Raw genomic sequence first — 11,458 nt, 5'->3', positions numbered from 1 at the left:
ATTTTTACATGGCGTTAAGCCGCGGCATGACTTGGATGCCACGGGGACTAAAGCGCGCTGAGTTCACGTCGTGTCGTCATCGCGCCTTGGCTTTTTGCCTGAGCATGATCTTTCGGAAAGCGGCTTCGCACTTTTCCGGATCGTGCTCTGGCGTTTGCGTGAACGGGGCGTGCCATGATCATGGCCAACAACAAATCAGCAAAGACATCGGCCAAGTTCAATTCCGAGATGTTCGCCGACGTTCCGGTTCTGCAACGCAAGTGGCAGGCGGCAGTCCGTCCCGGTGAAAAGCTGCCGCATTATGAAGACGTGATGCTCGGCAGCCTCGGCCGGCTCGCCGATCACATCGTGCTGCTGCGCAACGTCGACGGCGTGCTCAGCATCTCGCACACCGGCCGCTACGTTCAGACCTGGCTGAACGACGAGCGCTGGGACATTCCGCTCGGTGCGCTGCCGCCGGACTGCGCGACGGCATTGACCGAAGCTGCCGCGAATGCGCGCGAGAATTGCCGGCCCTATCTCGCGTCGGCGCATTGCGTGCGCGACGGTCTGGTGCGGACCTTCGATGTGCTGGCTCTGCCGACGCGATCGCGCTGGGGCGGCATCCTGGTGGGCGTCTATGTCAACGAGCGCAATGCGCAGTACAATCTTCTCGATACGATCTTCTCGGCCACCGACGAGGGCGTGCTGTCGCTCGCCGCGATCCGCGACGCACGGGGCGAGGCGGCCGATTTCCAGATCGTGCATCTCAACCAGGGCGCCGCAAGGCTCCTGATGCAGCCCGCGACCGAATTGCTGTGGCGTCGGCTCAGCGCCGGCGGCAATCCGCTCGCGGCGCCGGCGGTGATGAACCGCCTGCGTGAATTCGTCGGAAGCGGTCCTGTCGGCCAATTCGAGATCGACAGCGGCGATCGCTGCCTGCGGCTCGGCGTCACGGCGTTCGGCGACATGCTGTCGCTGACCGTCTCCGACGTCACCGCGCTGAAGCAGCGCGAACTGTCGTTCCGCCTGCTGTTCGAGAACAACCCGATGCCGATGTGGGTATTCGACGCCGGCACGATGGAATTCCTCAGCGTCAACGACGCTGCCGTTCAGCACTATGGGTACAGCCGGGAGCGATTCCTCGGCATGACGCTGCGCGAGATCTGGCCACAGGATGAGTGGGCGATGCACAGCGCCGCCTTGCGCGAGGTCGGCGACGTCTATCAATCGAGCCGCGACTGGCGGCACATCAAGGCGGACGGCACCGAAATTCATGTGCTGACCTTCGGACGCAGGGTGGCGTTCGAGGGCCGCGACGGCTATCTGGTCGCGGTGGTCGACATCACCGAACGCCGTGCCGCCGAAGCGCGGATCGCGCACATGGCGCATCATGACGGTCTCACCAATCTGCCGAACCGCGACTTCTACCAGGAGCGTCTGCGCGAGGCGCTGGAGCGCAGCCGCTCCGGCAACAAGCGCGTCGCGGTGATGTGCATCGATCTCGATCTGTTCAAGAACGTCAACGACTCCTTCGGGCATCCGATGGGCGACCGGCTGCTCAAGCTGGTGGCGGAGCGTCTGCGCGAGGTGGTCCGCGACGACAATGTCGCGGCCCGTCTCGGTGGCGACGAGTTCGCGATCGTGCTTGCCGCGGACGTCTCGCCGAACGAGGCGAGCGCATTCGCCGAACGGCTGATCGACGCCCTGAGCGCGCCCTACAAGATCGACGGGCTCGAAGTCGTGGTCGGCGCCAGCGTCGGGATCGCGCTGTCGCCGGGCGACGGCACGACGTCGGAAGAATTGATGCGCAACGCCGACATGGCGTTGTATCGCGCCAAGTCCGAGGGCGGCGGTGTGCATCATTTCTTCGAGCCTGAGATGGATCAGCAGGCGCAGAAGCGCCGCGACATGGAGCGCGATCTGCGCGCGGCCTTCAGCAACGGCGAGTTCGAGCTGCACTACCAGCCGCTGGTCGATATTTCCGCCGACCGCATCAGTGGCTTCGAGTCGCTGCTGCGGTGGCAACATCCGCAGAAGGGCATGATCTCGCCCGCGGAGTTCATCCCGGTTGCGGAAGACATCGGTCTGATCGTCGCGCTCGGCGAATGGGTTGCTGCGCGAAGCCTGCGCCGAGGCGATGAAGTGGCCTGCCGACGTGAAGGTCGCGGTCAATCTGTCACCGGTGCAGTTCCGCAGCCGCAATCTGGTCCAGGCCGTGATCTCGGCGCTGGCGCATTCCGGCCTGTCGGCGCGCCGGCTCGAGCTCGAGATCACCGAGTCGGTGTTTTTGGCGGAGACCGAGGCCAATCTCGCGATCCTGCATCAGCTGCGCGAACTCGGCGTCAGCATCTCGATGGACGATTTCGGCACCGGCTATTCCAGCCTGAGCTATCTGCGCAGCTTCCCGTTCGACAAGATCAAGATCGACCGCTCCTTCGTGAAGGACCTGGCGCGGCGCTCCGACTGCCTGGCGATCGTGCGCGCGATCTCGGGCCTTGGCCGCAGCCTCAAGATCACCACGACCGCGGAAGGGGTCGAGACGACGGACCAGCTCGACTGGCTTCGCGCCGAAGGCTGCAACGAGGTGCAGGGCTTCCTGTTCAGCGCGGCGCGGCCCGGGCACGAGATAGCGGCGTTGCTGACTGGTTTTGCGGCGCGCGCGTCGAAGGCGGCGTGAGCTTTGCCTGCTCGTCGTGGCCGGGCTTGACCCGGCCATCCATCCTCTTTCGAAAGAAATGATTTTTTCTTGATGGATTGCCGGGTCAAGCCCGGCAATGACAAGGTCTACGGTTTCAGAACCGCGTCACGATATCCGACAGCGCCGGACGCGGGCGATCCTCGCTCGGCTTGGTCGGCGTTCCGATATGAATGAGCCCGGCGAGCTTCTCATCCGGTTTCAGGCCGAGACCGTCGAGCACGTCGCGGTCGAAGGCGAACCAGCCGGTCAGCCAGCAGGCGCCGTAGCCGAGCGCGGTTGCGGCGGTGACGATGTTCATCGCGCTCGCGCCGGCCGACAATTCCTGCTCCCACGGCGGCACCTTCGGGTGCGGCTTGGTAAAAGAGACCACGCCGATCACCAGCGGCGCATCGGTCAGGCGCTTCTTCTCGACCTCGATATCGGAGGCCGGCGCGCCGGGATTCTTGCGGGCAAACACCTTTGCGATCACGTCGCCGGCGCGGGCGCGGGCCTCACCCTCGAACACGATGAAGCGCCAGGGCGCCAGTTTGCCGTGGTCGGGTACGCGCGCGCCGATGGTCAGGATGGTCTCGAGCTCGGCCGCGGACGGGCCGGGGCCGGTCATCTCGCGCGGTTTCATCGAGCGGCGTGTCTTCAGGAGTTCAATGGCATCGGGCACGGAAATGTCCTTCAAGTGGAGTCGTGCCCCCAAGATGGGGGCACGACCAAGCCTGCGAAAGCCAGTTTAGACCGATTGTGAAGATCAGGCGTCCGATCGCGCCCGCTTCACGTCCGGCGGCGTGGCCTCATCGACCAGCGCGGCGATCGCCTCATCGGTCGGCATCACGGTCTGGCGCTCGCTGCCGAGGCGGCGGACCGAGACCGAATGCGTCTCGGCTTCCTTCTTGCCGACGACGAGCAGCGCCGGGATCTTGGCCAGCGAGTGCTCGCGGACCTTGTAGTTGATCTTCTCGTTGCGCAGGTCGATCTCGACGCGGAGGCCGGCGCGGCGCGCCGCCGCCGCCACCACCTTGGCGTACTCGTCGCCCTCGGAGGTGATGGTCGTGACCACGAGCTGGGTCGGCGCCAGCCAGAGCGGGAAGTTGCCGGCATAGTGCTCGATCAGGATGCCGATGAAGCGCTCCATCGAACCGCAGATCGCACGGTGCACCATGACCGGCGCCTTCTTCGAGCCGTCGTGGTCGATGTAGAACGCGCCGAAGCGTTCCGGCAGGTTGAAGTCGACCTGGGTCGTGCCGCACTGCCAGTCGCGGCCGATGGCGTCGCGCAGCACGTACTCGAACTTCGGCCCGTAGAATGCGCCTTCGCCCGGGTTGATCTCGGTCCGGATCCGGTTGCTGCCGTTGGCCTTGATCTCCGACAGCACGGTCGCCATCACGCGCTCGGCGTGATCCCACATCTCGTCGGTGCCGACCCGCTTCTCGGGCCGCGTCGAGAGTTTCACCGTGAGCTCGCCGTCGAAGCCGAAATCGGCGTAGGTCGACAGGATCAGCTCGTTGATCTTGAGACACTCATCGGCGAGCTGCTGTTCGGTGCAGAACACATGGGCGTCGTCCTGGGTGAAGCCGCGCACCCGCATCAGGCCGTGCATCGCGCCCGACGGCTCGTAGCGGTGCACGACGCCGAACTCGGCGAGCCGCAGCGGCAGGTCGCGGTAGCTCTTCAGCCCGTGCTTGAAGATCTGCACATGGCCCGGGCAGTTCATCGGCTTCAGCGCGAACCAGCGCTTGTCCTCGGCCTCGTCGCCGGCGGACTGCGCCGCGAACATGTTCTCGCGGTACCAGTCCCAGTGGCCCGAGGTCTCCCACAGCACCTTGTCGAGGATCTGCGGCGCGTTGACCTCGCTGTAGTCGCCGAGCAGCCGACGCCGCATATAGGCGATCAGCTGCTGGAAAATGGTCCAGCCCTTCGGGTGCCAGAACACCACGCCGGGGCCTTCTTCCTGGAAGTGGAACAGGTCGAGCTCGCGACCGAGCTTGCGGTGGTCGCGCTTCTCGGCTTCCTCGATCTGCTTGAGGTAAGCGTCGAGGTCTTCCTGCTTGGCGAATGCCGTGCCGTAGATGCGGGTCAGCATCGGATTGTTGGAATCGCCGCGCCAATAGGCGCCGGCCACCTTCATCAGCTTGAAGGCGTTGCCGATCTTGCCGGTCGAGGTCATGTGCGGGCCGCGGCAGAGATCGAACCAGTCGCCCTGGAAATAGATCTTGATCGGCTCGTTGCCGGGAATCGCGTCGACCAGCTCGACCTTGAAGGCCTCGCCCTTGTCGCGGAACACCTGCTTGGTCTTCTCGCGATCCCAGACCTCCTTGGTGAACGGCTTGTCGCGGGCGACGATCTCGCGCATCCGCTTCTCGATGGCGGCAAAATCTTCCGGGGTGAACGGCTCATTGCGGAAGAAGTCGTAATAGAAGCCGTTCTCGATCACCGGGCCGATCGTGACCTGGGTGCCCGGCCACAGCGACTGCACGGCTTCGGCGAGCACATGCGCGGCATCGTGCCGGATCAGTTCCAGCGCGCGGGGATCGTCGCGGTTGATCAACTCGATCTTAGCGTCGGCTTCGATCGGATCGTTGAGGTCGGCGAGCGTGCCGTCGAGTGCCATGGCGACGGTGCGCTTGGCGAGCGAGGGCGAAATGCCTTTGGCGATGTCGAGGCCGGTGGTCCCTCTCGGGAAATCGCGCCTCGCTCCATCAGGGAAGGTGAGGGCGATCTTGTTCACGGGTTCTGCGGGTTTGAGGTTAGAGAGGCTGTACTGGAATCCGGATTCGGATTTAGGCGTTTCTGCCATCGATGTCTCCTGTAGCTCACTCCTGCGAACGAGCGCAGGTAAGCGGAAGCAGCGGTATAGCAGGGGATTTGACGCCTGCAATCCGGCAATATCAAGAAAATGGACCCTTCGGCCGCACCGATTCGAGAGAAGCTCCCCTGCGCCCGGCGGCACCAAGCGTTGCGACGCTGCCGATCATCGTTTAACGTCGAATGTCTACTTTCCCGCCATCGCGCTCCGCAAGGTTCATGTTTTCCCGTCTCCTGCTTTTCGTGGCGTTGCTTGTGATCCCGGTCATCTTGCGGGCGGAAGAAGCACCGGTCGAGAAGGCCGGGTTTGCGAAAAGGCTGACCATCTACCTCGCCAAGGGACCGGCGAATGCCTGCGGCGCCGGTTGCGATCGCTGGATCGCGATCGAAGGCGAGATCGACCGGGATGCCGCGGCGCGGATTCGCAGCTTCCTGCTTGCCGTCAAGGACCCGCAGCTTCCGATCTACCTTCATTCGCCGGGCGGAAACGTCGAACAGTCCTATGCGATCGCGCGGTTCCTGCGTGCACACAAGGCGACTGCCCGGGTCGGCCGCACCAGCGTGGGCGCCTGTTCCACGGGCACACAGATCGACGCCGCCTGCCTGAAGATCAAGGCTGCGAAGGGAGAGGTCGGGGCCGATCTCACCACGCGTAACGCGATGTGCGTTTCGGCCTGCGCTTATCTGTTCCTGGGCGCGACCAACCGCGAAGTGGCGCCCGACTCGGTGCTCGCGGTGCATAACTCCAAGCTGATGTTCGTGGTCCACGGCCACCCGCCGCCGCAGGTCATCGCCGACTTCAGGCGGCGCGAGATGGTCAGCGCCGATCGCGACCGCAACCTGTTCCTCGCGGCGATGGGAATCAGCCATGAGCTCAGCGAGCTGATCCGGACCGTGAAGTTCGAGAGCCTGCACGTGCTGACGCGGCCGGAGCTCTATCGATTTGGAATCGATACGCGGCCGTTGCTGGAGACGCTGTGGGCGGTGGAGAAGGAAACCCGGCCCTATGTCCGCAAGATCGCGCAGCAGAAGAAGGGTGACGGCAGCTCGTTCCGCATGATGGAGTGGCGCCTGTTCTGCGAGAACAGGGATCGCGGGCGGCTGATGTTCGTGCGCGAGTTCGACGAGGGCGCCGCCGGCAAGAGCACGGTGGTGATGATGGCCGGCGCCACCCGAGCGATCGCGTTCGGCAGGTTGCCGGCGCGTTTCGGCAAATACGAGGTCTGGAGCGACCCGGTGACCTCGGACATCGTCAAGGCGATGCTGGCGGTCCCGCATCTGCAGATCGGCGAAAGCACGCCGTCATCGGACGGCAAGTCCGATCCCAATGCCGATCTCAAACCTGACCTCGCGACATTCGATATCGACACGACCGGGCTGGAGCAGGGCTGGACCCAGCTATCGGCGTCGTGCCCGGCAACAAGCGCCGGCCCGAAGCCGGCGAGCCCGCTGCCGGCCGCTGCGTCGCCGAGCGTCAACGCGGCGCCGGCCGCATCGCCATCGCCGTGAGCGCAAGCGGCGCCATCCGATCACGTGCCATGCATTTAGATGCAGTTGCATTGACTTCGGAGTCTGCTATCAACGCGGCGTGAAACGCTTCGCTCCCACCGCATTGATGCTCGGCAATATCGTCACCGGCTGCTCGGTACTGGCGCCGGCCGGCATGCTGGCGGAATTGTCCAACGGGCTCGGCGTCACGATCCACGCCGCGGGTCTGTTGATCACCTTCGGCGCCATCGTGCTGTGCGTCGGCTCGCCGGTGACGGCGTGGCTGACCAGCCGGTTCGAACGGCGCGCGCTGCTGACGGCGACGCTGCTGGTGCTGACGCTGACCAACGCGGCATCGGCCTTCGCGCCGGACTACGACAGTCTGTTGATCATCCGCCTGGTGATGCTCGCGGTCGGTGTCCTCTACACGCCGCAGGCGGCCGGTACCGCGGCGCTGATCGTGCCGGTGGAGAAGCGCGGCAGCACGATCGCCTATATCTTCCTCGGCTGGTCGCTCGCCGCTGCGATCGGGCTGCCGTTGATCACCTTCATCGCAAGCCGCTACGGCTTTCGCGCGACCTATGGCGCGATCGCGCTGACCGGGCTCGTGAGCTCTCTGCTGCTGTGGTGGCGGCTGCCCGGCGGATTGCATGGCGCGCCGGTGGACTTGAGGACGTGGGCCGATCTCGGCCGCAATCCGACCGTCATCCTGCTGCTGTCGATCACGACGTTGCAGATGTCCGGCCAGTTCGTGGTGTTCACCTTCATGGGGCCGCTGCTCGGCAAGTTGACCGGCGCCAACGCGGACGCCGTCGGCATCGTGTTCGCGCTCTACGGCATCTTCGGGTTCGTCGGCATTGCGATCGCGACCCGCATCGTGGATTCCTGGGGCGCCTGGAAGACGTCGGTGCTGTTCACCGTGTTGCTGCTCGCAGGCGTTGCCGGCTGGGCCCTGAGCGCCGGCGCCTATTCATTGATGGCGGCCTCGGTTGCGGTGTGGGGCCTCGGCTTTGCGTCGACCAATTCGATGCAGCAGGTGCGCTTGGTCGGCGCGGCGCCGACGCTCGCGTCGGCGTCGGTCTCGCTCAATACCTCGGTGCTGTATATCGGCCAGGCCATCGGCTCTGCGATCGGCGGGTTGCTGTTCGCGCGCGAATGGCTGCTTAGCGCGGGCTACGTCGCCACCGCCTTCGTCGCGGCGGCCCTTGCGGTCGTGGTCATGACGCGGCCGCGGCCGGCCGCGCGCGCTGCCGCCGAGTGACTCAATCGGCGATCCGGGTCAGGAACGCCTTGAAGCTCACGCCCGGCAGCTGCAGTGCCTCACCCTCGAAATCGACCATGTCGCCGTTCGTGGCCCTTCAGCATCAGCGTGATCATGTCGGTCCCGAACAGCGGCCGGAAGGCGGGATCGGGATTATGCCGCTGGGTCGAGACCTTGACGTGAATGCCGTCACCGCGGTCGGTGTAGTTGCCGACGAAGGCAAAGGCCGAGTTGCCGCCGCGCAGCTTGCCGCCGATCGCGTAGAGCACGCCGGTGCCGGTGCCGTGAACGGTGTGAAATTCGAGCTTGTACAAGCCTTCCTGCAATGCCCATCCCCAAAAAATCTTTGTCCCAATGGCTGCAGCCTAAGGTGCAAGCGGAAGGCAGACAATGGCGAGTGCCGCCGATCGCCCGGTCGTCAACACCGCAATGCCTGCGGAACCGGGCGGGAAGTTCGCGCGCGATCGCCGGCTGGGCGGAGTTGGCAGGCCGGGTCACGGGCGCTGCGATGATTACGATCGCAATTTGCTACCTTTGATTGACGGGCACTGACCCCTATGCGAAACTGCTGGCGAAGATGTTTGCTCGGTCAGGGGTTACGATCGTGCATGTTGTTCTTTGCATCATATTGACTGTTTTTTTCATTGCTTTTGACGGTTCGGCGGGCACCGCAAAGGCGGCCGAGACCCTGAAGGAGTGTTGGGTCTGTCCCACCATGGTCGTGCTGCCCCGTGGCAGTTTCCTGATGGGAACGAAGGAACCGGAGAGCAAAACGTCGGTAGGCAGTGACGCGGCCAATCGCCAGGACAAGAACGACGAGTTGCCCGACGAACACGGCGGGGATGATGAGCAGCCTCAGCACAAGGTGGAGTTCAAGAGGCCGTTCGCGATCGGACAATACGCGGTGACGCGCGGCGAGTTCGGCGCCTTTGTCAATGAAACCGGCTACCACCCTGCAGAATGCGCCAGTTTCAGCAGCGAGGATGTACGCAAGATCAACGTGTCCGGCATTAACTGGCGCACCCCGGGGTTCGCACAGACTGATCGCGATCCGGCGGTATGCGTGTCCTACGGTGACGCAAAGAAATATGCCGCATGGCTGAGCACGAAGACGGGCAAGCCGTACCGGCTGCCGACCGAGGCCGAATGGGAATATGCAGCCCGGGCCGGCACCAAGGCCCCACGCTATTGGGCCGGTAAACCGGCTGACGTCTGTGGTCACGCCAATGTCCTGGACCGGAGCGCGGCAAAGCAATTCAAGGGGCAAGGGGATTACGACGAGGAATTCGTCGGATGCTCGGACGGTCACGTCTTTACAGCGCCCTCCGGCTCGTACCCGCCGAATGCGTTCGGTCTCTACGACATGCTCGGGAACGTCTGGCAGTGGGTCGAGGATTGCTACATCGCGGGCTACGGCAACGCGCTGGCCGACGGCAGGGCGGTGAAGACGGACAAGCGCGATGGCGGTTGTGAGCAGCGAGTCTTGCGCGGCGGTTCGTGGGCGTCCAACACGAGCAAGGCCCGCTCGGCCTACCGTCACGCCGACCGATTGCCGAACATCTATTACGGATTCCGGGTGGCCAGGCCGCTCTGAAATTTGTCGGAGCGGACCGGCGGGCGTTGTCTCCGTCGAGAAGTCGATTTGAACCGGCGCGGCTGATCCGCGAGAGCAGTGAACGCGATATGATGAAGGGGACGATCGTTTCCAGGAACCGAAAAATGCGGCAGCGTGCCGGCCGGCGGAGGTTGGAATGCGCAAGCTGAGGATCTTCGTGAGCTACTCTCACGCCGATGCCAGGGCGCGTCCCGGATTCAACATCAGCCGGCTCGGCCGGATCATGGAAGAGCTCAAATACGACCTGGGCTGCCACTCCGAGCGCTCGCGGTTCGAGGTCTTGCGCGATGTCGAGATGACCCATGTGTCGGACAATTTCCGGGTGGAGATCGAGAGGGCCATCACCGCCTGTGACGTCGCGATCCTGTTTATCTCGGAGGAATTCAGCCGCTCCGAGGAGTGCGAGGCCGAATTCGCCCGACTGATCGATCTGGGAAAGCCGCTGTTTCTGGTGGAAATCGAGCCGATCCTGCTCAGCGACGAGGAAGACCGCATCAAGAAACATCGAAAGGCGGTCAAGGACATCATCTTCGTCAGGTTTTGGGGGCCGGACAACAATCAGAAATCGGTCCGATACGGCTATCCGTTCCCGGACAATATCGCCACCAGGGACAAATACGACGAAGCGCTGGGGCAGGTCGTGGCAGGCCTCAAGGCGCGGGTCCTGACCCTGCCGCAGGCCGGCAATGGCCAGGAGGTCCGACCCAACGACCAGCCGGCCCAGAACCGCGTGGCGGTGTTCGTTGCGTCCCCGGCAGCCGACGTCAAACCGGAAGCACAGCGGCTCGCGACCACGATGGAGGGCAAGAAACTCGTCGTTCGCGCATTCGATCCGGAACTGGACGTTCGCGCCGACGATACGTTCTCCAGCGCGTTCTCGCGTGCGCTCGCCCAATGCGACGCTTACGTGCAACTGCTCGGGGCCAGTCCGGGAAAACCCGTAACCGGATCAGAGCTGCGGCTGGTGCGCGCCCAGTACGACCTGGCGAGGCAGGCCGGCAAGCCCATGTTCGTCTGGCGGGCAGCCGGCTTTGACGTCGACGATCTGGAGGCACCTTACTGCGCCTTTCTCAAGGGCATCACGGATTGCCAGATCGGCAACTTCGTCGAGTTCGAGGACTATCTGATGAAGAAGCTCGACGACCTGGCCGCGCTGCGGCGCTCCGGCGAGCGACGGGCGGCAAAATCGCAGGGAAGGAACACGGCGCTGCCATTTGTCGTGATCGACGCGGCGCGGGCCGACAGCGAGCTCGCGCAGAAGATCGCGGACGCTCTGGCGGACCACGTCAATGTCGATCATCTCGACTACGATCTGACCGGACAGATGCTGACGAACGCGGTCGCCGACAACAATGCCCTGATCTTCGCCTACGGCAAGAGCACCGAGGGACAGAAGCGGACGCAGGCGCATTTCAGGCTCATTCGGCGTCCGACCGGAGAGCTCAACGTCAGCCAGCTCGAACTTGCGGTGGGAAATGGCGCGCCGCCGACCGCACTGCCGTTTCCGCGCGGTCCGAACGTCCATGTGATCACGGTGACCGACGAAGTCGACCCGGCCGAGATTTCGAACTTCCTGGCGAAGCTCGGCGTCGTCGTCGAAAAGCGCGAGGCGCGATAA

At 64.2% G+C, this 11,458-nt stretch carries 7 protein-coding genes and 1 pseudogene; 5 read left to right on the top strand and 3 right to left on the bottom strand.

Features of this window, described 5'->3' with window-relative positions:
* The first annotated feature begins 174 nt into the window (after positions 1-174).
* Positions 175-2,659: pseudogene (locus tag ACVIGA_RS04820) on the top strand (putative bifunctional diguanylate cyclase/phosphodiesterase).
* A 115-nt stretch (positions 2,660-2,774) separates the two neighbouring features.
* Here the strand turns inward: ACVIGA_RS04820 and ACVIGA_RS04815 are convergent.
* Both ACVIGA_RS04815 and thrS read right to left on the bottom strand, forming a co-directional pair.
* Positions 2,775-3,338 (bottom strand): nitroreductase family protein, encoded by a 564-nt coding sequence (locus ACVIGA_RS04815; RefSeq protein ID WP_223976480.1) that lies wholly within the window; start codon positions 3,336-3,338, stop codon positions 2,775-2,777.
* A gap of 84 nt (positions 3,339-3,422) precedes the next feature.
* A complete protein-coding gene (gene thrS / locus ACVIGA_RS04810) occupies positions 3,423-5,468 on the bottom strand; it encodes a threonine--tRNA ligase (RefSeq protein ID WP_456665494.1) in 2,046 nt (681 codons plus the stop codon).
* A gap of 227 nt (positions 5,469-5,695) precedes the next feature.
* On the opposite strand from thrS, the gene ACVIGA_RS04805 reads away from it, so the two are divergent.
* Both ACVIGA_RS04805 and ACVIGA_RS04800 read left to right on the top strand, forming a co-directional pair.
* Entirely contained in the window at positions 5,696-6,985 is a 1,290-nt protein-coding gene (locus ACVIGA_RS04805; RefSeq protein ID WP_456665493.1) for an ATP-dependent Clp protease proteolytic subunit, read from the top strand.
* 106 nt (positions 6,986-7,091) lie between these two features.
* Positions 7,092-8,225, top strand: coding sequence for an MFS transporter (locus tag ACVIGA_RS04800; RefSeq protein WP_456670735.1), 1,134 nt, complete (start codon positions 7,092-7,094; stop codon positions 8,223-8,225).
* A gap of 59 nt (positions 8,226-8,284) precedes the next feature.
* On the opposite strand, the gene ACVIGA_RS04795 is transcribed toward ACVIGA_RS04800, so the two are convergent.
* Positions 8,285-8,551 (bottom strand): hypothetical protein, encoded by a 267-nt coding sequence (locus ACVIGA_RS04795; protein WP_456665492.1) that lies wholly within the window; start codon positions 8,549-8,551, stop codon positions 8,285-8,287.
* Between the two features lie 212 nt (positions 8,552-8,763).
* Here ACVIGA_RS04795 and ACVIGA_RS04790 point away from each other — a divergent pair, with 212 nt between their 5' ends.
* Together ACVIGA_RS04790 and ACVIGA_RS04785 are read left to right on the top strand one after the other, a co-directional pair.
* Positions 8,764-9,819, top strand: a complete 1,056-nt coding sequence (locus ACVIGA_RS04790) for a formylglycine-generating enzyme family protein (protein ID WP_456665491.1) — start codon at positions 8,764-8,766, stop codon at positions 9,817-9,819.
* Between the two features lie 157 nt (positions 9,820-9,976).
* Positions 9,977-11,458 carry a toll/interleukin-1 receptor domain-containing protein gene (locus ACVIGA_RS04785; protein ID WP_456665490.1) on the top strand — a complete coding sequence of 494 codons (1,482 nt, stop codon included), beginning with the start codon at positions 9,977-9,979 and terminating at the stop codon, positions 11,456-11,458.

The organism is Bradyrhizobium sp. USDA 3240, from assembly GCF_054063295.1.
Note: the sequence above shows the minus strand (reverse complement) of the source record. Positions and strands in the feature narration are given on the sequence as shown.

What these genes read in the sequence shown, in the direction of transcription:
- thrS (WP_456665494.1), bottom strand. Translation starts at nt 5,468, where the DNA reads ATGGCAGAAACGCCTAAATCCGAATCCGGATTCCAGTACAGCCTCTCT.
- ACVIGA_RS04805 (WP_456665493.1), top strand. Translation starts at nt 5,696, where the DNA reads ATGTTTTCCCGTCTCCTGCTTTTCGTGGCGTTGCTTGTGATCCCGGTC.
- ACVIGA_RS04800 (WP_456670735.1), top strand. Translation starts at nt 7,092, where the DNA reads ATGCTCGGCAATATCGTCACCGGCTGCTCGGTACTGGCGCCGGCCGGC.
- ACVIGA_RS04785 (WP_456665490.1), top strand. Translation starts at nt 9,977, where the DNA reads ATGCGCAAGCTGAGGATCTTCGTGAGCTACTCTCACGCCGATGCCAGG.